Source organism: Pirellulales bacterium (assembly GCA_019694435.1).
Classification (GTDB): Bacteria; Planctomycetota; Planctomycetia; order Pirellulales; family JAEUIK01; genus JAIBBZ01.
The window spans coordinates 1-18,562 of the sequence record JAIBBZ010000025.1; the positions used below are offsets into that span (position 1 = coordinate 1).

At 66.0% G+C, this 18,562-nt stretch carries 15 protein-coding genes; 6 read left to right on the forward strand and 9 right to left on the reverse strand.

Annotated features, from left to right (window positions below):
* Positions 1 to 1,590, forward strand: a 1,590-nt coding sequence (locus K1X74_16905; protein MBX7168017.1) for a c-type cytochrome, incomplete at its 5' end; no start/stop codon positions are given.
* A 25-nt stretch (positions 1,591 to 1,615) separates the two neighbouring features.
* Here the strand turns inward: K1X74_16905 and K1X74_16910 are convergent.
* Together K1X74_16910 and K1X74_16915 are read right to left on the reverse strand one after the other, a co-directional pair.
* Entirely contained in the window at positions 1,616 to 2,077 is a 462-nt protein-coding gene (locus tag K1X74_16910; GenBank protein MBX7168018.1) for a hypothetical protein, read from the reverse strand.
* A gap of 29 nt (positions 2,078 to 2,106) precedes the next feature.
* On the reverse strand, positions 2,107 to 3,117 hold the full coding sequence (locus K1X74_16915; protein ID MBX7168019.1) for a TIGR00266 family protein: 1,011 nt from the start codon (positions 3,115 to 3,117) through the stop codon (positions 2,107 to 2,109).
* A 215-nt stretch (positions 3,118 to 3,332) separates the two neighbouring features.
* Between K1X74_16915 and K1X74_16920 the strand changes: the two genes are divergently transcribed.
* A complete protein-coding gene (locus K1X74_16920) occupies positions 3,333 to 3,710 on the forward strand; it encodes a cupin domain-containing protein (protein MBX7168020.1) in 378 nt (125 codons plus the stop codon).
* On the forward strand, positions 3,707 to 4,234 hold the full coding sequence (locus tag K1X74_16925) for a hypothetical protein (GenBank protein ID MBX7168021.1): 528 nt from the start codon (positions 3,707 to 3,709) through the stop codon (positions 4,232 to 4,234). Before K1X74_16920 ends, K1X74_16925 begins: the two co-directional genes overlap by 4 nt.
* Positions 4,235 to 4,280: 46 nt before the next feature.
* Here the strand turns inward: K1X74_16925 and K1X74_16930 are convergent, their stop codons facing one another.
* The 4 genes from K1X74_16930 to K1X74_16945 all read right to left on the reverse strand — a co-directional run bounded on the left by K1X74_16930 (position 4,281) and on the right by K1X74_16945 (position 9,508).
* Positions 4,281 to 5,600, reverse strand: a complete 1,320-nt coding sequence (locus K1X74_16930) for an ATP-dependent 6-phosphofructokinase (protein MBX7168022.1) — start codon at positions 5,598 to 5,600, stop codon at positions 4,281 to 4,283.
* Between the two features lie 39 nt (positions 5,601 to 5,639).
* A complete protein-coding gene (locus K1X74_16935; GenBank protein MBX7168023.1) occupies positions 5,640 to 6,908 on the reverse strand; it encodes an amidohydrolase family protein in 1,269 nt (422 codons plus the stop codon).
* A 23-nt stretch (positions 6,909 to 6,931) separates the two neighbouring features.
* Positions 6,932 to 7,789 (reverse strand): alpha/beta hydrolase, encoded by an 858-nt coding sequence (locus K1X74_16940; GenBank protein ID MBX7168024.1) that lies wholly within the window; start codon positions 7,787 to 7,789, stop codon positions 6,932 to 6,934.
* Between the two features lie 234 nt (positions 7,790 to 8,023).
* Complete coding sequence (locus tag K1X74_16945) at positions 8,024 to 9,508, reverse strand: MmgE/PrpD family protein (protein MBX7168025.1); 1,485 nt, start codon at positions 9,506 to 9,508, stop codon at positions 8,024 to 8,026.
* A gap of 166 nt (positions 9,509 to 9,674) precedes the next feature.
* On the opposite strand from K1X74_16945, the gene K1X74_16950 reads away from it, so the two are divergent.
* Both K1X74_16950 and K1X74_16955 read left to right on the forward strand, forming a co-directional pair.
* Positions 9,675 to 10,466: a crotonase/enoyl-CoA hydratase family protein gene (locus K1X74_16950; GenBank protein ID MBX7168026.1), complete on the forward strand. Its 792-nt coding sequence runs from the start codon at positions 9,675 to 9,677 to the stop codon at positions 10,464 to 10,466.
* A 43-nt stretch (positions 10,467 to 10,509) separates the two neighbouring features.
* Complete coding sequence (locus K1X74_16955) at positions 10,510 to 11,814, forward strand: hypothetical protein (protein MBX7168027.1); 1,305 nt, start codon at positions 10,510 to 10,512, stop codon at positions 11,812 to 11,814.
* Between the two features lie 32 nt (positions 11,815 to 11,846).
* Here K1X74_16955 and K1X74_16960 read toward each other — a convergent pair whose 3' ends face one another.
* From K1X74_16960 to K1X74_16970, 3 genes are all read right to left on the reverse strand, one after another.
* Positions 11,847 to 13,625, reverse strand: coding sequence for a DUF1446 domain-containing protein (locus K1X74_16960; GenBank protein ID MBX7168028.1), 1,779 nt, complete (start codon positions 13,623 to 13,625; stop codon positions 11,847 to 11,849).
* 68 nt (positions 13,626 to 13,693) lie between these two features.
* A complete protein-coding gene (locus K1X74_16965; GenBank protein ID MBX7168029.1) occupies positions 13,694 to 15,688 on the reverse strand; it encodes an ATP-grasp domain-containing protein in 1,995 nt (664 codons plus the stop codon).
* 2 nt (positions 15,689 to 15,690) lie between these two features.
* On the reverse strand, positions 15,691 to 17,322 hold the full coding sequence (locus K1X74_16970) for an acyl-CoA carboxylase subunit beta (protein MBX7168030.1): 1,632 nt from the start codon (positions 17,320 to 17,322) through the stop codon (positions 15,691 to 15,693).
* Between the two features lie 276 nt (positions 17,323 to 17,598).
* Between K1X74_16970 and K1X74_16975 the strand changes: the two genes are divergently transcribed.
* The gene (locus K1X74_16975; GenBank protein MBX7168031.1) at positions 17,599 to 18,555 is read left to right on the forward strand and encodes a DUF1731 domain-containing protein; all 957 of its coding nucleotides are present in this window, start codon (positions 17,599 to 17,601) and stop codon (positions 18,553 to 18,555) included.
* Positions 18,556 to 18,562: the final 7 nt, after the last annotated feature.

Consider the following 18,562-nt stretch of genomic DNA (forward strand, 5'->3'; position numbering starts at 1 on the left):
CCTGCGCGGCGCCTCGATGCGGTGCGCGTGATGCAGCGGGTGCTCGGAGACGTGTTTTTGACGTCGCAGCGCCGCGAGGTACTGCCCGGCTATACGGCGCTTTTTCCTGGGCAAATCGAGTGGCATTTGCGCGAGCCTGTCGCCGACCGAATTGCCGGCGAGCTGGCGACCACCGAGCCCGAGCTACGGCGCGAGCTGGCGCGGTTGCTGGCCATGCTGCCGGCAGCGAGTTCCTTGGCGCGGAAAAACGTGGCCGACCTGCTGACGCCGGACGGCGACCTGGTCGACGACGTCCATTTTCTGACGGTGCTCGCGTGTATCACGGGCGCCGACAACGACACGACACGCTCCCAGATCGCCGCGGCGCTGGTGGGGCTGCACGCGAAGCTGGCCGCGGTGGGCGGCGTGCCCAGTCGCGAATGGCCCGCCTGGGTCGGCGGGGTTTTTGCGCGACTCGTCGAACTCGACCCGGCGCTTGCGCCGACAGTGGTCGATCGCCCGGAGTTTGGCGCCGCGGAGCATGCGCTGTATGCCGAGCCACTCGACGCAAAACTCCGTCGGGTCGCGGCGGATAAGATCGTTGCTCGGCTGATTCGGGACGATGCGGGCGAAACCCGGATTACGCCCGAGATCGTGCAGCTTGCCCGCAGCCTCGACGACGGCGCGGCGCTGCGCGCCTTGCGGATCTTCTGGGACCGCAACTCGGCCCGTGACGCCGTGGCGATCGCCCTGGCGGCGTATGTCCAGGGCGCCGATCGCCCGCGATTGCTCGAAGCGCTGTCGTCGACCGACGCCGGGGTCGTGCGCCGCGTGGCCGAGGCCCTGGCGGCGATGCCGAATCAGCTGGACGACGCGCAGGCTGCGGCCGACGAAGCGACCGCGCTGGTCGGCGCGCTCGACCGTCGCGTGCGATCGTCCGGCGGAGCGGAGCAAGAGCGTGCCAAGGCCAGCGTCGAACGTGAGGCGTGCGCGGCGCTTGTCGTAGCGCTTGAACGGCTGGCTGGGCAGTCGTTCGGCATCGATGCCGCAGACCAGGATTTGCAGCGGGCCTATGCCCCCTGTTTCGCCTGGTACGAACAGGCCTATCCCGAGGATGCCCAGCGGCAGAAGCAACGCGGCGCCGGCGCCGATTGGGCGGTGCGCCTTGCCAGTGCGCCCTGGGAGACGGCAGACGTTGCTCGTGGGCGGGTCGCGTACGAGCGAAAATCGTGCGCCGGTTGTCACGCGGGCGCCGACCGGCTGGGCCCGGACCTGACCGGCGTGACCGCGCGTCTGACGCGCGAGGATCTGTTCCTGGCAATCGTGGCTCCGAACCGCGCGTTTTCGCCGCAGTACGAGGCGACGCTCGCCGTCACGCGCTCCGGCCAGATTCATCAGGGAATGATCGTCTACGAGTCGCCCGAGGGGACGTTGCTGCGAACCGGGGCCGCCACGACCGTGCGCATCGACGGTAGCGATCTCGTACAACTCGAACCGTCGGGCCGGTCGTTCATGCCCGAGGGTCTGCTCGACCAGGCGAGCGACCAGGAGTTGGCTGATCTTTACGCCTACCTGCAAACTCTGCAGCCGCAGGGTGGCGGCAAGCCGTAATGCCCGGCCGCGCGCCGGTAGCGCCTTAGACGGCTGTCGCGGCAAGCCGGCGGGCGAGCCGGCGCCAGCGCCACTGCCGGTAGCGAAAGAAGACCGACGCTATCAGCCAGGCCAAAGGCGTCATCAGGCCCGCGTCGATCTCGACCTCGTCGGTATAGCGACAGCGCTGCTCGTCGATCGGCGCGAGGTGCAGGGTGTGGTTCCACACGCGCAGCGGGCCGCCGCGCTCGCGTGTTCGCATCGTCAGCGTGCCGGGATCGATCGCGATGATCGACAGCTCATGGCGCCACGCTGGTAGCAAGCCAGCGAGATAAATTCGCAATTCCCAGCGTGCGCCGGGTTCCCAGTTTCCGGTGGGTGGCGGTCCCTCGAGCACGCGAAAGCCGAGCAATCCGCGCGTCACTTCGGTAAACGTTTCGATGCAAAGCAGCGCGTCCCATGCGCGCGGGGCCGACGTATCGAGCAGTGTGGTCAGCCGAAGATTCATGCGGGTTCAGGCGAGGCCGTCGTCCGGCGTCATGAATTGTCGCCGTCGAGCAGCCGCCCGAATCCGCCGAGCACCGAGCCCTCTTCGCGTCCGGATCGGCCGGGCGCCGGGGCATTGGCCAGAATGCGGCCAGCCAACCGGGCAAAGGGGAGCGATTGCAGCCAGATTTCGCCGGGACCGGTCAAGGTGGCCAGGAACAGGCCTTCGCCGCCGAACAAGGTGTTGCGCACGCCGCCGGTGAGCTGGATGTCGTAGGTCACGCTGGGTCGCAAGGCGACGATGCAACCGGTGTCGACGCGCATGGTCTCGCCGGGAGCCAGGGTCCGCCGCATCAACGCGCCGCCGGCATGGACCATGACCAGGCCGTCGCCGGTCAGGCGCTGCATGATGAACCCTTCACCGCCGAACAGGCCGGCGAGAATCTTCTTCTGGAAGGCGATGCCGATCTGCACGCCGCGCGCGGCGCACAAGAAAGAGTCTTTCTGGCAAATCAACTCGCCGCCCATCTGGCTCAGGTCGAGCGGTAGGATCGACCCGGGATAGGGCGCGGCGAATGCCACCTGCTCGCGGCGCGAGCCCTCGTTGTAAAACGTGGTCATGAACAGCGATTCGCCGGTCAGGATGCGCTTGCCGGCCGACATCACTTTGCCCAAGAAGCCTGTCGCTTGCGCCGACGGATCGCCGAAGACCGTTTGCATCCTGATCCCCGGCGACATGTACATCATGCCGCCCGACTCGGCCGTGACCATCTCGCCAGGGTCGAGCGTGATCTCGACGTATTGCATCTCCTGGCCGAACAGCTCGTAGTCGATCTCGTCGGCACGGCGCCCCGAGGGAGGAGGCGGTGGCGCCGCGCCACCGCTCATTCGCTCGACGATGGCCTGCACGTGGCGGGCCTCGATCCAACTGTTCACGCCGGGGCCGTAGACCAGCGTTTGCGGCCCTTGCGCTTGGGGCAATCGCGCGACAAGCTCGTCGAGCGACATCGGGCCTACGGAATTGTTTCCCTGAGCGTAGTACCAGGCAGGATCGGCCGGCATGGGGTTCCTCGGGCAGCTTGCGTGGGGCGACGGGCAGACGCCTGGGAATGCATTCGGCGGGCGCCTGCGAATCTTGCTGCCGCTATCTTGCCGGCCGACCAAACAGCGTGGCAAGCGGATCTGGCAACACGGATCGTCGCGGCCTAGGCAGCCGGCACCGCGCCTCTAGAATAGGGCGTTTTCGGCCCCTGTCATCCGGTCTTGCGAAAAACTCCATGCCCGAACCTCTGGTGCATCCCTGTTCGTTCCAGCCCGAAGCGCGGGCCGAATTTCTCCCGGAAAAGATGGGCAAGGCAACGCTGTTCGAGTCGCCCCGGCTCTTGGTCGGGCTGAATTGCTTCGAGCCGGGCCAGGAACATGCCCTGCATGCCCATGCCGGACAGGACAAGGTGTATCACGTCTTGGCAGGCAACGGCCTGTTCCTGCTCGAGGACCGCGAACTGGATTTGCGGCCGGGGCTGATGCTTGTGGCGCCCGAGGGCGTACCGCACGGCATCCGAAACACGGGTCGTGATCGTCTCGTCGTGCTGGCCATCTTGGCGCCGGCGCCGCGGGCGGCCAACCCCGCGACGCGAGGGACTACGCAGCCATGATGCCCGGCGACTTCTTCATTGGTCCGATCGGTCCGATCGAAATCTTGACGATTCTCCTCACGATGATCGTGTGGATCCTTACCGCGCTGGGAATCGCGGTCCGGCGCCAGGTGGGCGACGTGATCGCCGAGACGCCGCAAACGCGGCTCGGCCAGGCGTTGCATTGGGGTCCACTCGTGCTGCTGGCGATCAGCTTTGCGGTGCAGGCAGGCCAGAAGGATTTCGATCTGGTCGCGCTGTCGCGCGGTCCGCTGGCGTTGGTGTTGCTCGTCAGCCTGATCGTGGCCTACCGGCTGGGCGTTCGATGGGGGCGCTGGACCATCGGCACCCAAGGCATCGCCCATCACAGTCTGCAATTCTGGCCCTGGGACGATCTTGCGGGCTACCGGTTCGAGGGTGCCGCCGGCGAAGCCTTGAAGCTGAGCTTTCCGGGCGGCAGCCTGAGCGTGCCCACACCATCGGCGCTCAGGGCCAACGTCGAAGCCGTGCTGCGTCGCCTCCACGCGCCAGCCCAGTCGCCCTGAGCGGCGCCAACCCAGTCGCTCAGAGCGGCGCCGGCCGGGCGACGCTTCATGTCCACGAATGCGGCTGGCCCGTCGATTCGAGCACGCTGAGCCAGAGATCGCCTTCTGGTTCGACGCGCCTGCGTGCGGCAATCACGGCCTGCATGGGCAGGTGTACGTAGCGCTCGTGCCATTGCCCGACGACCATGGCCGTCTTCCCGGCCATCGCCGCATGGACGGCGTTTTGGGCCAGCCGCCAGCAGTAGACGCCGTCGGTGGCGTTGGCCGGCTGGCTACGGATCATGTAGCTCGGGTCGAGATACTTGAGGTTGACCTCCCGGCCGAGTTGCTTGAAGTGATCGCGAATGGCGTCGGCCAGAAAGGGGCCGACGTCGTGCAGCTTGACGTTGCCCGAAGCGTCATGGCGTGCCGGGCTGTCGCTCCAGATGTTTTGTCCTGCGCCTTCGGCCACGACCACCACGGCATGTCCTCGCCGTTCGAGACGCGTTCCGAGAGAGTGCAGGAATCCGCGCGGACCATCGAGCTGTAGCGGTACCTCGGGGATCAGCGTGAAATTCACATGGCTCGTGGCCAGGGTCGCCAGGCAGGCGATGAATCCTGAGTGCCGTCCCATCAACTTGACCAGGCCGACGCCGTTGGGGGCGCCCGTGGCCTCGTTGTGTGCCCCGACGATCACGTCGACGGCCTGTTCATAAGCGGTGCCAAAGCCAAAGCTCTGGTCGAGGTACATGATGTCGTTGTCGATCGTCTTGGGGACGCCGACCACCGCAATCGGCAGCCCGCGCCGGGCGACTTCAGCGGCGATCGCCAGCGCGCCGCGCAGGGTGCCGTCGCCGCCGATGGTGAACAGGACGTTGACCCCCAGGTCGACGAGGCAGTCGACCATCTCGGCAGGCTCCTGGGGCCCGCGCGACGACGACAACAGCGTTCCGCCGCGAAGATGAATCTCGCTGACGTCGTGTACCGTCAGCCGCAGGGCTTCGCCGCGATGGGCGCGCGTCAGCCCCTGGTAGCCGTAACGAAAACCGAGGCACTCGCGGACGCCGTAGCGATAGTGGGCCACCGTCACCAGCCCCCGGACGACGTTATTCAGACCCGGACACAGGCCACCGCAGGTGACGATGCCGATCCGGGTATGCGCTGGATCGAAATAGATCGCTTCGCGTGGGCCCGCTAGTTCGATGGTCGGGCGTTCGGCGATCGCCTCGGGCGTCGTAGCCGCGGTGACATGATCGTCGAACAAGATCCGCTCGTCGTCGCCGACGAAATAGCAGGCGCGCGCCGTGTCGGTGCCGCCGGCCACGATCGGCGATGGATGCTTGCATCGGCCCAGCGAGGCGATTGAAAAATCAGGCACATGGTTCACGTACGGCCCCCTCTCGGTTGCGGACAGTAGGCGCGCACGCTAGCGGTGGGCAAGCTGGCCTGCCTTGACGATGCCGCCCTGGAGCACGGCCACGAATCGCGTGCGATCTTCGAGCAAGCGGATATCGGCCAGGACGTCGCCATCGACGACGAGGCAGTCACCCAGCTTACCCGATTCGAGCGTACCGAATTCGTCCAGCCGGCCCATGATCGCGGCGCCATTACGCGTCGCGCAGGTAATCACTTCGAGCGGTGAAAAGCCGACCCGCTCGACGAAGAAGGTCAGCTCCTTGGCATACGTCCCGTGCGGGTTCCAGGCAAAGCCATAATCGCCGCCCATGCCCAGGCAGCCGCCGGCACGCAGGATGAGCTGTGCGCTGGCGATGCCTCCTTCAAGTGTTTCCCGGTGGCCGTCGACAACGCGCTGCGACATGCCGAAGTCGGGACCTCGGTCGATGCTGGCCTGTTCGAATTGCAATGCAGGCACGACAGGCGTCTGCCGCGCGAGCAGCATGTCGAGTGCTTCTTGGTCCATGAACGTGCCGTGTTCGAGCGTGTCGAAGCCGGCACGCAGGGCGTTCTTGATGCCCTCCGTGGCACGGCAATGTCCGGTGACCTTGCGGTGGTAATTGTGCGCCTCGCTGACCACGGCAGTCATCTCTTCGAGCGTCATGCACAGCGTATGGTGATCGGCCGAATCGGGCGCCGCCGCGTCGCCAGTCGGATAGGTCTTGATCCATTCGACACCATCCTTGACCAGCTTACGCACGGCCTTGCGGCCCTCGTTCGGACCATTGATCAGGATCACCAGCCCTTCCATGCCCAGCTGCAGATGGTCCGGGTTCCAATCCATCAACCCGCCGGCGCCGCAAATCTCTCGACCGCTGGCGGCCAAACGGGGCCCCGGGCAAAGGTCCTCCTCGATCGCCCTCTTCAACCAGACGTCGATATTGTGCAGGCTGCCGCCGCTGCGCGCGGCCGTGTATCCGCATTCCAGCACCAGGCGTGCGTTGGCCGCGGCCAACAAGGTGACGTATTCGACGGGGTACTTGATATCCAAGTCGGCCAGCTCGGCCACGTTGAAATATGTCGGATGAAAGTGTGCCTCGACCAGCCCGGGGAGCACGGTCCCCTCGGGGGCTTCGATCGTCGCGGCCTCAGGCGGCGTGGGCGGGGCCGCCGCGCGCGGACCGGCATAGACGATTCGCCCGTCGCGAATCACCAGTGCCGCATCGCGAACGGGAGCATTGCCCGTTCCGTCGACCAACTGGAGGGCTCGAACGACGGTTGTTCCCTTGGCGGTTCGCATGGCGTGGCCCGTTGCTCCAGAACCTAGGCTCGGACGGCTTCGATCAAGGCGTGCACGGTGCGCTGGACCGACTCGGTCTCGGTCCAGTGAATCAAATGCCCCGAGCCGGGAAAATCGACGACCGTGCAATCGTGCAAGGAGGTTGCCAATTCGTCCGCCTCGGCGTGCGACAGCATGCCGCCTAGCTCGGGTTTGCCGCGCAAGAGCAGCACGGGGCATTTGACCGCCGCGATGACGGCCGAGCGATCGTAGCCGCGCTGCCAGGTCGCTTCGACGAGCGGCGTGTAAACGGCCGGATCGACCTGGGCCAGGCACCGCGCCATGAAGCGCAACGTCAGCGCGTCGCGCACATCGCCGAGCCGGATCTCGCCTTGTCCATTGGGCGCGGCAAAGCGCAAATCCGCCAGCCGCTGAGCGAGCTGCTGCGCCGGTGGCCGCTTGAGTAGCAGCCGCTGGATCGCGGCGAATTGGGGCACGAAAGGCCAGTTCGCCAGATCGTCTCCCAGGGCCGCCAGTGGTGGGTCTTCGAGCACGAGGGCCGCGACCTGCTCGGGGCGCCTTGCCGCGACCGCCATGGCGACCAGCGCGCCGAGCGAATGACCGTAGACGACCGCCGGGTAGCCGCCCTGGCGGAGCGCGGCCAGCGCATCGTCGACGTAATCGACGACCAGGTACGAAGTGGCCCGCGTCGAATGGCCGTGGCCGCGAAAATCGAGAGCGTGGATCTGCCAACGCGGCAACAGGCCGGCCAGCAGCGGCACAAAGTCCTGCCAACGCCGGCCGATTCCGTGCAATAAGAGCAGCGGCGGTCCGTGCTTCGGTCCGCTGGCCAGATTCAACCGGTCGTGGTGGCCGTCGAAGGCCTGTTCTTGAATGAGCATGGGGTAGCGTGGAGCGTAAAGCAGCGTCGGTTGAGGAGGCCATCGACCGCACGCACCGTATGCAGCGAGCGTGTCAAGGGTAACCCGCGCGGCAGCCTAAGAGCAGCGGCCCGCGCGTGTCAAGCAGCGGCGCGATGATGTTGCGTGTTTTCCTGCCGGCCGCGGGGCAAGGCATCGCGAAGATGACCTGCCGCTGCACGCCGAATTGCATGTACCGGCGGCTTGCCGGGCGCATTACTGGCGGACGTCCAGCAGTTCGATAAGTCGGGCGACCCAAGGCTCGACGCGCGGTGCATCGACCAACGCCAAGGCGTGTTGCCACAGCGCCTCGCGCGCCGCGGCCGAGTAACCGGACGTCAGTCGATCGAACTTCCGGCGATACGCGCCCGCATCGGGTGCATAGGGGGCCAGTAGGATCGCCGGGTCGTAGCGGCCGGCGAGCGTTCGCCCGTCCCTTAGTTCGACCTCGAGCAATCCGTTGTGTTGGGGATCGGTCGTTGCGCGCACGAGTCGGGCCAATTGCTGCACGGCATCGGCGTTCCAATGCTCCGGATGGTAATCGTCGAGATAGGCATCGCCGCGCACCAGGAACAAGGCGACGCCGAGATTCACATTGAGCTGCGCCTCGACGGTGCTGGCCGGCGCGCGGTATGCGTTGATCTTCTTGATGTACAGGCTACTGGCCGGCTGGGTCGTGTGAATCGTGATGGTGCGCACCTGTTCGGCCCCGAACGGCGTGGCGCGTTGGAGCGTTTGCAAGATCTCCAGCCAGGGGATCACGCCCTGTGAGCAGGCGAAGAACTTTGGCTTGACGTGCAGCACGCCTTCCCAGGCCATCAGCGGCGCTCGCAGCTCGTCCGCTCGATCGGTAAAGCCCAGCACCGCCAACAGGCCCGCTTCGCCCTCGAGGGCGTGGTGCGCCCCTTGAAAACCGGCCCGCGCCAACGCGGCGCTTTCGACGGCCAGCCACTGCGACCGGGCAACGTGAATCCGCTTTTCGTCGCTACCATCGCGGTAGTATTGAAACGTGCCGTTGGCACCGCTGGCGGCCAGACCCAGGGCCGAGGCGATTTGTGCGGTCGATTGTCCTTCGAGTCGAGCCACGGCCGCCGCCGCGCCGACGCCGCCGCAGACGCTCGAAGGCATCCACCCCTTGGCATGCAACTCGCCCTCGGGTTGATGATTCAACACAAAGCCCAAGCGATCGCTCACGCCAAACGAGATGGCCAGCGCGGTGAACAACTCGCGCCCGGTCGTCTGAGCCCGTTCGGCCGCGGCCAAGGCGCCAGGCACGGCGATGCAAGAGGCCCGTAGCGAGCTGCGCAGGTTGCTGTCGTCGATCTCGTGGCCGTGGATTGCAAACGCATTGATGGCGGCGGCCTGCCCCGTGGGCACCCGGGTGCCGCCGACGAGCTCTGTGGCTTCAGCCCGGCCCCCGGCAAGAATTGCCCCGGCGTAGCGCTGCACTTCGTCTAATTGTCTGGTGTGCGCCAGCACGCCGACACAATCGGCCACGGTCAGCTTGAGCTTTTCAACCACCGCCGGCGAAAGCTGTTCGAAGCTGGCGCCGTGAATCTCCGCGGCCCAGGCCTCGCAGACGCTGGGTTCGCTGGTGGCGGGATCGGCGGCGCGCAGCGCGGCGCACCAGCACCCGGCGAGGACCAGCCAGGCGAGGAAACCACGGACCGTTCGGCGCGGAAACTCGGTACGGTAAGGCATAACGTGCTCCTCCAGGAGACTCCCGGTCGGTGCTTCGCTCGAACTTGTCGGGCAGCACCGCGAGAGACATTATCCTAACCTCGGCGCGGCCTCGCGCAGCGCGGCGGCCGACGGTATGATGGGTGCCGGAGTTGCCGGGAAATCATTTGTTGGGAGGGTTGCCGTCGTGAGTCGCTTTGAAACGATTGCCGTAGACATCGATCCCCGGGGCGTGGCCCGATTGGCCCTCAACCGGCCCGACGCCCGCAACGCCATGTCGCAGGCGATGATCGGCGAGCTGCGCACGGCGGCGCGCGAGCTGGCGGCCGATTCCCAGGTGCGAGCCATCGTGCTGACGGCCACGGGCGAGGTGTTCTGCGCGGGCGGCGATCTGAAGGGCATGGCCACGCAGGTGCAGCGGACGCGCGACGAGCGGATGGCTGACGCCACCGAGTTGGCCGAGATGCTGGCCGAGATCAACAGCCTGCCGAAGCCGATCATCGGGCGGATCAATGGCTCGGCATTTGGCGGCGGCGTCGGGCTGATTTCGGTGTGCGACCTGGCGATCGGCGTCACGACCGCCAAATTCTGCCTGACCGAAGTCCGGCTCGGACTCATCCCGGCGACGATCTCGCCCTATGTCGTTGCGCGGCTGGGCGTGCCCAATGCTCGGCGCGTGATGCTCAATGCCACGGAGATGGACGGGGCGATGGCCGCGCGGCTGGGCCTGCTGGCCGCGGCGGTCGAGCCGGAGCAGCTCGACGCGGCGGTCGAAGCCGAACTGGCGGCACTGCTGCGTTGCGCGCCCGGCGCCGTGGCCGCTGCCAAGCGGCTGATCGAATTCGTCAGCACGCACGGCACGTCCGAGAACATTCCCTACACGGCCGCGCGCCTGGCCGACTGCTGGGAAAGCGAAGAGCTGGCCGAAGGCATCATGGCCTTCATGGAGAAACGCAAGCCGAAGTGGATCGTGAGTTAGATTATTCACGCAGCAGTTGCGGCCGTGTTCGAGGGCAACGGTCATGGGGCGAATCTGGCAGAGCTGGCGCGCGTGGCTGCGCTTCAGCTTGCGCTCGGTGCTCATTCTGACGACGGTCGTGGCGTTGTCGCTGGCGCATGAACTCAGGGGGCTGCGCAGGCGGCAGGCCGCATACGAAACGCTCTCAGGCTGGGCCAGCGTTTCGAGGACTCCACCGCCGGGCCTTGCGGCGAAGCATGGTGGCCCGCTAGGGACGCGCTCTACCTGGGCAGTACAGCAGGGCGGCACTGTGGGCAAGGTGGGCGGCGCGAACATCGCCGTCCAAACGGAGCGACCGCTCGACTTTTTGCGTTTGCTCCCGCTACGCTTGCGAGTCCGGTTCGCCGCTGCTGCCGCCCCGGGGGCCTTGGATTCTTGCGGCAGGGTGATCTTTCACGTCGGCGCGCCGCAGGATGTGTTGGTGGCCGTTGGCGCCCTGCCCGAGACGCAGTCGATCGAAGCCACGGGCAAAATGGTCGACGACGCGGTCGTTAAACGCTGGTCGCGCTGCCGGATGCTCAAGGTATTGCGCCTGCACGATGTCGGCGTCAGCGATCAAGGGTTACAGGCGGTGGCGAAACTTCCGGAATTGCAGGAATTGTTCATCGAGTCTGCGGCGATCAAGGGCCCCGGTTTGGAGTTCTTGCGCGACCTATCCCGGCTGCGCAAGCTGACCTTGGCAGACGCCGATCTCTCGACATGGCAGCCGACGACGCGTCAATCGTTTCCTGCGATTCACGAGTTGGCCTTGGCCGCATGCCGCGTCGATCGCGCGGCCATCGACAGTTTGACCCGTGGTTACCCGGCCTGCGCCTTGGCGCTACGCGATTGTGATTTGAAGGACGATGCACTGGCGGGCCTGGTCGATTTCCGGGGATCCCTGACGCTGGAGGCATGCAGGTTTTCCGAGAGCGATTGGAAGCTGCCGCCTGCACTGCGGGACTTGAGAATGATCCGCATGGAACTCGCGGATGACACGATGCGCAGGCTGTTCGAGTCCCATGGACTCGTGGGTCTCAGCATATTTCGAGCGAACCTCCCGTTGACGGAGATTCGCCGCCTCAAAGGCTTGCGATCGCTCGAGATTGGCAACCGCGAGCTCGATCAGTCGGACGTGACGGCCCTGGCAGCGCTGGAGACCTTGCAGGAGCTTTCGATCACAGCCTGCCCGCTCGCGCACCTCGAACTCGATGCGTTCAGCCGGATGCCGTCGCTGAAGAAGTTGGTCCTGCGGGGCACGGGGACATCGAAGACGACCGTTGCGCGGATCCAAACCACGCGGCCGGAATTAACCATCGAGGCTCAATAAGCCGGCGACGATGCTTGCCAGCCCGGTGGCGATCACCCTACGGCGTCGCTCAGCAGCGCCTCGGGCAGGTCGACGATTCGCGAGCGGAGGTATTCGCCCAGGCTCTTGGCCTGTGGATCGAAGCGGGTGCTCGACGAGACGCCCTCGCCCAGCAGGCCGACGACGACAAAATTGACGGCCCGCAAGTGGGGGAACTCGTAGCGGTCAACGCGCAGCGGTGCTGCCTCGGGCAGGAGCTGCCGAAAGCGCTCGATCGTCAGGTAGCTGGACAGCCAGCGATAGCCGGCATCGCTGCGAGCCCAGAGGCCGACGTTCGCGTTGCCCCCTTTGTCGCCCGAGCGAGCGCCGATCGCGGTTCCCAGCGGCAGCCGTTGCGTCGGCCCCAATTCGGCTCCGGTCGATTCGTCTTGGGGTGCGGGGCCAGGGCTGTTGGGCGACGTGGCGACGCCAGGCGTCGGGGCGATAGGCACACGCTTGCCGTCGGCCAGCACGACTTCCTGCTTCGGCACGTCGGCCGGCACGAGCGTCGGCCAGTAGACGCCGTAGGGAGTCGCGTCGGTCGGCGGCGTGGTGCAATAGAAACCCGGGTAGCTCGCCAGGGCCATCTCGATGATCGGGCCCGAGAACGCGCGGCCGATCAATCGCTCGTCCATGCCCTTGGCCGAGACGCGCAGCAAGGCGCTGGCCTCGGCGTTGGTGTTGGCGTCGGGCGCATCGAAGCGGATCAGGTCGAAATCGAGCGCGGCGAACCGTTCGCGGCCGCCGAGGGCCGCGGTCAGCGTGCGCTCGACCAGGCGGGCCTTTTCTTCGATGTCGAGGCCCGTCAGCACGAAGGTCATCGTGTTGCGGTAGCCGCCCAAGTAGTTGATGCAGACTTTGACCTGGTTCGTGGCCGGTTCGCCTCGCACGCCCGAGAGCAGCACGCGGTCGGGCCCTTGCTGCTCGAGCTGGATCGTGTCGAAGCGCGCGACGACGTCGGGATTGAAATAGCGCGGGCCGTCGATTTCGTACAGCAGCTGTGCCGTGACCGTGCCCACCGAGACCAAGCCGCCGGTGCCCGGGTGCTTGGTGATCACGCCGCTGCCGTCCGCGTGCATTTCGACCAGCGGGAAGCCAGGATGTTCGAGGCCGGGCACTTCCTGGAAAAAGGCGTAATTGCCGCCGGTGCACTGGGCGCCGCATTCAATCACGTGCCCCACAGCGACGGCGCCGGCCAGGCGGTCCCAGTCGTCGCGTTTCCAGCCGAATCGCCAGGCCGCCGGACCGACGACCAGCGAGGCATCGGTCACGCGCGGGCAAACCACGATCTGTGCGCCGCGGTCGAGCGCGTCGACGATGCCCCAGGCGCCGAGATAGGCGTTGGCCGACAGCGGCGCGGCCTGCAACTGCGCGAGTGGCTGTCCGGTGTCGAGATGTCGCAAGGGGAGCCCGGTCTTTTGCAGCTCGTCGAGCCGGGGCAGCAGATCGTCGCCTTCGATGTGAGCGATGTTGACCTTGATGCCGAGCTTATCGGCCAGCTTGCGCAGCTCGGCGGCCAGCCCCGCGGGATTCAAGCCACCGGCGTCGGTGACGACCTTAACGCCGCGTTCGACGGCCAGGCCGAGGCACTCTTCCATCTGCTTGAGAAACGTCGTGGCGTAGCCGCGCGAGGAATCCTTGAGCCGCGACTTCCAGAGGATGAGCATCGTCAGCTCGGCCAGATAGTCGCCGGTCAAGAAATCGATTGGACCGCCGGTGAGCATTTCCTTGGCCGCGGCCAGGCGGTCGCCGTAGAACCCGGAACAATTGGCAATGCGACAAACGTCGGCCATGGCAAAATCACCTCAGACAAAATTCGCCCTGTGAACGAATCGGCGCTCCCCGGCGGCAGGGGCGACGCTCAGGTTTCGGCCTGTTCGTCGATCACCACGAGCACGGCGCCGGCGTCGACCTGCGCCTTGGCGGTAACGCGGACCTCGACCACCCGGCCGGCGGCGGGCGCCGTGATGGGGTGGAGCATTTTCATCGACTCGATCACCAGCAATGTTTCACCACTGGCGACGAGCTGGTCCACGGCCACTTTCACCTCGGCCACCAGTCCCGGCAGGGGCGCCACGAGCGACCCGGCGATGACCTCTTCGCCCGGCTCGGGGTAGCGCGGCAGCTCGACCAGCTCGGTCGCGCCCAGCGGGCTATCGACGTACGATACCATGCCGACGCGGTGGACGGCGTAGGTGCGCTGGATGCCGTCGATTTCGAGGGTGACCTGCGTGGCCGTGCAGTGGCCCAGCCGAGGCGCCGGTAGCTCTTCGCCCGCGACCATCAGGCGCAACCGCCCGCGCCGGAACTCGTAGCCCACGACAATTTCGCCGGACTCGCCGCGATAGCGAGTTTCTTGCAGTTGCGAGGGGTTGTTGCGCCAGCCCGAGGGGATGCTGCCGAGGGTCGGCGCTGCGGCTCGGCGCTCGGCTTGTGCGGCCAGCGCGGCGGCCGCGGCGTGCAGGTGTTCGGTCCGGGCATCGGACAACGGGCGGCCCAATTCGGCCGGCGGATGACGCAGCAGGAAGTGGGTGTCGGTCTGCCCGGCGAGGAACTCGTTGTGCTGCAGCGTGCGCACGAGCAATTCGCGGTTGGTGCGCAGGCCGTGGAGTTGCGCGCGGGCTAGCACCGACGCGAGGCGGCGGGCGGCATCGGCGCGCGTGGGCGCGTGGACGATCACCTTGGCCAGCATCGAATCGTAAAACGGGCTGACCTCGGCACCGTCGGCCACGCCGGTTTCGACCCGCACGTCGGCAGCCGGCTCGATCTGGAATCGCTGCAGCCGTCCGGTGACCGGAAGGAAGATATTGCGCGGATCTTCGGCACAGAGCCGCACCTCGATCGCGTGGCCCTGGATCTGGGCGCCGGTGGCCTCGGGTGGGAGCGGTTCGCCGCGGGCGGCAAGAATCTGCAACCGCACCAGATCGAGCCCCGTGATCATTTCCGTCACGGGATGCTCGACCTGCAGCCGGGTGTTGACTTCGAGGAAGTAGAACTTGCCCTGGGGGGTGAGCAGGAACTCGACAGTGCCGGCGCCGACGTACTTGATTGCCCGGCCGGCCTGCACGGCGGCTTCGCCCATCGTGCGGCGCAGCGCCTCGTCGACCGCTGGCGAAGGCGATTCTTCGATGATCTTTTGATGGCGCCGCTGAATCGAGCACTCGCGTTCGAACAGCGAGATCACGTTGCCGTGCTGATCGCCGAAAATTTGAATTTCGACGTGACGCGACGATTCGACGTAGGGCTCGAGAAACACCGCGTCGTCGCCAAAGGCGTTCTTGGCCTCGAGCCGGGCGGCCTCGAGCGCCGCGGGGAAGTCTTCGGCGCGCGAGACGATCCGCATGCCGCGCCCACCGCCGCCGGCCGAGGCCTTGACGAGCAGGGGATAGCCGAGCTTTTCCGCCTCGGCGAGCAATTGCTGCGCCGAGCGCGCCCCGGCGTCGACGCTCCCCAGAATCGGTACGCCGGCGGCCTGCATCCGCCGCTTGGCCTCGATCTTCGAACCCATCGCCGCGATAGCCTCGGGCGAGGGACCGATGAAGATCAACCCCGCTTCGATCACGGCCCGGGCGAACTCGGCATTTTCGGCCAGGAAGCCGTAGCCGGGATGAATGGCGTCGGCCTCGCTCCGGCGAGCGGCATCAATCAGGGCGTCGACCCGCAGGTACGATTCGGCCGGCGTCGAACCGCCCAGCGCGACGGCCTCGTCGGCCTCGGCCACGAACAGCGATCGGCGGTCGGGTTCGGAGAATACGGCCACGGTCGAGATGCCCATCGCGCGGCACGTGCGCTGAATCCGGCGGGCAATCTCGCCGCGGTTTGCGATCAGCACTTTGTCGATGTGGGCACGGCTCATGGCTACAGGCGAAAGACCCCGAAATTGCGCGTGCCCCGGACTTCGGCCGAATGGCAAGCCGACAAGGCCATGCCGAGCACCGTGCGGCTGTCGCGGGGATCGATGATGCCGTCGTCGTACAGCTTGGCGCTGTTGAACAAGGCCAGCGATTCGCTTTCGATCATCGCTTCGACAAAGGCCCGCTGCTGGGCGTCGGCCTCTTCGTCGAAGGGCTTGTTGGACGCCGCGGCGGCTGCCCGCGATACAAGCGACATGACGCCGGCCAACTGTTGGGGTCCCATCACGGCCGTCTTGCTGTTCGGCCAGACGAACAGGAACCGCGGATTGTACGCCCGGCCGCACATGCCATAGTTTCCGGCGCCGTACGAAGCGCCGATCTGGAGCGTGATGTGCGGAACTTCGCTGTTCGAAACAGCGTTGATCATCATGGCCCCGTGCTTGATGATCCCGCCTTGCTCGTAGCGCTTGCCGACCATGAAGCCAGTGACGTTCTGGATAAAGATCAGCGGCGTGTCATAACGGTTGGCCAATTGAATGAACTGCGCCGCCTTCTGCGACTCCTCGGAAAACAGAATGCCTTGCTGATTGGCGAGAATTCCGATCGGGAAACCGTGCAGCCGGGCCCAGCCGGTCAGCAGGCTCGTGCCGTACAGCGGCTTGAACTCGTCGAACTTCGAGCCATCGACGATGCGGGCGATGATTTCCCGCATGTCGACCGGTTGTTTCAGATCGGCCGGTGCCAGCCCGAGCAATTCTTCGGGGTCGTAAAGCGGTTCTTCAACGGGCGACTGGGGCGCGGCGCCCAATTTGCGCCAATTGAGATTGGCGACCGCCTTACGTCCTAATCGCAGACAGTCGAGCTCATCTTGCGCAAGGTCCTCGGCCAGGCCCGAGATGCGGGCATGTAGATCTGCGCCCCCAAGCTCCTCGTCGTCCGACTCTTCGCCCGTGGCCATCTTGACCAGCGGCGGGCCGCCGAGAAACACCTTGGCCTGACCTTTGACGAAGATGCCGTGATCGCACATCGCCGGGTTATACGCACCGCCGGCCGTCGAGTTGCCGAAGACCATCGCGATGGTCGGCACGCCCGAGGCGGAAAGCTGGGTGAGCGCGCGAAAGACGGCGCCCCCGGGTACAAAAATCTCCGACTGCGTCGGCAGATCGGCGCCGCCCGACTCGACCATGAAAATCAGCGGCAGCCGGTTGCGCTGGCAGATCTCCAGGCCGCGGAGCGATTTCTTGAGCGTGTAGGGATTGACCGAGCCGCCTTTGACCGTGGGATCGTTGGCCGAAAGCATGCACTCGACGCCGCAGACGGTGCCGATGCCGCCGACGCCCGAGGCGCCGACATGAAAGTTCGATCCGGCCGCCGCAAACGGCGACAGCTCGAGAAACGGCGAATCGCGGTCGAGCATCAGCTCGATCCGCTCGCGGGCCAGAAGCTTGCCACGGGCCTTGTGACGCGAAGAGTATTTCTCGCCGCCCCCGGCGCGGCCCATCGCGAGCAGCTTTTCCAGTTCGGCCAATTTGGCCTGCAGGCCGTCGCAGTTGGCCTGGTAGGGGGCCGAACCGGTGTCGAGCTTCGACTTGAGAACCTGCAAGGCCAACGCCGCAACCCTCGACGCAGCAGACAACGAGACGCCACTTCCCCCGGACGGCTCCGAACGGCTCCAGCCCGCGCCGTCGGAAGCCTCAGAAACTAGCCGGCGCCCGCCGGGCCGTCAACAATGGGTCGTGGGATTCGGCAAATCCACAGGAATGCTCATGCGGGTACACGTCGTCCTAGCCGTAGCGACCGCCGCCCACACAGGGTGTGAAAACCTGACCTGGCTCGACCGGGTAACGACGGGTTGAATTGACCACTACAGTACAGCGGTACATCCGGGCGACTTGGCCTGTCAGGGCACAGCATGTCGATTTCAGCGGAGAGGCAACGCGTTGTCATCGCCGGGGGAAGCGGGTTTCTCGGATTGTCGCTGGCGGCATATCTCGCGAGTCGGGATTGGCACGTTGTCATACTCTCTCGCCATGCGCCCCGGGGCGACGGGCCGTGGACGCACGTGGCCTGGGATGCACGGCAGCCAGGGGATTGGCAACGCACGCTGGACGGTGCCAGCGCCTTAGTCAATCTGGTAGGTCGGAGCGTTGACTGTATCAAGACGCCCGATCACCAAGACGAAATCCTTCGTTCTCGTACAGAATCCACGCGCGCGTTAGGGCTCGCGATGCGGTCGCTGGCTGTGCCACCCGCGGTGTGGGTTCAAATGAGCACCGCGCATATCTACGGCGACCCACCTTTGGTCCATTGCACAGAAGATTCACCGTTCGGCTATGGCTTCGCCCCGATCATCGGGCGCGCCTGGGAAGACGAGTTCGAGCGCAGCGTGTTGCCCGCGCAGCGCAAAGTAATTCTGCGCCCGAGCTTTGTGATTGGCAGAAACCGGGGCGCAGGAGGTGGAGCGCTGGCTCGTCTGCTGATGCTCGTCAGATTCGGCCTTGGGGGAACGGTCGGTCAGGGAACGCAAGGCATGAGCTGGATTCATGAAACCGATCTGAATCGGCTGTTTGAGCGCGCCCTGACCGATGCGAACATGGGTGGTGCGTACATCGCAACCGCGCCACATCCTGTCTCGCAGCGCGAATTCATGCGGACTTTGCGGCGTGTTGTCGGCATGCCGATCGGTCTGCCCGCGCCCGCTTGGCTGGTCCGCTTGGGGGCCACCTACGTGTTGCGCACCGATCCAGAATTGGCCCTGTACGGGCGCTACCTCATCTCCAAACGCCTGCAAGACGAAGGCTTCCGGTTTCAATTCAGCCGCTTGGAGGATGCTTTGCGAGATTTGTTACCGGGGAAGAGCGGGCGTTAGACGTCGC

Bases quoted from the DNA above. Each gene is read 5' to 3' on its own strand.
- K1X74_16920 (MBX7168020.1), top strand. From the start codon at position 3,333: ATGCCCGAACCTCTGGTGCATCCCTGTTCGTTCCAGCCCGAAGCGCGG.
- K1X74_16940 (MBX7168024.1), bottom strand. From the start codon at position 7,789: ATGCTCATTCAAGAACAGGCCTTCGACGGCCACCACGACCGGTTGAAT.
- K1X74_16960 (MBX7168028.1), bottom strand. From the start codon at position 13,625: ATGGCCGACGTTTGTCGCATTGCCAATTGTTCCGGGTTCTACGGCGAC.
- K1X74_16955 (MBX7168027.1), top strand. From the start codon at position 10,510: ATGGGGCGAATCTGGCAGAGCTGGCGCGCGTGGCTGCGCTTCAGCTTG.
- K1X74_16935 (MBX7168023.1), bottom strand. From the start codon at position 6,908: ATGCGAACCGCCAAGGGAACAACCGTCGTTCGAGCCCTCCAGTTGGTC.
- K1X74_16910 (MBX7168018.1), bottom strand. From the start codon at position 2,077: ATGAATCTTCGGCTGACCACACTGCTCGATACGTCGGCCCCGCGCGCA.
- K1X74_16925 (MBX7168021.1), top strand. From the start codon at position 3,707: ATGATGCCCGGCGACTTCTTCATTGGTCCGATCGGTCCGATCGAAATC.
- K1X74_16915 (MBX7168019.1), bottom strand. From the start codon at position 3,117: ATGCCGGCCGATCCTGCCTGGTACTACGCTCAGGGAAACAATTCCGTA.
- K1X74_16945 (MBX7168025.1), bottom strand. From the start codon at position 9,508: ATGCCTTACCGTACCGAGTTTCCGCGCCGAACGGTCCGTGGTTTCCTC.
- K1X74_16965 (MBX7168029.1), bottom strand. From the start codon at position 15,688: ATGAGCCGTGCCCACATCGACAAAGTGCTGATCGCAAACCGCGGCGAG.
- K1X74_16975 (MBX7168031.1), top strand. From the start codon at position 17,599: ATGTCGATTTCAGCGGAGAGGCAACGCGTTGTCATCGCCGGGGGAAGC.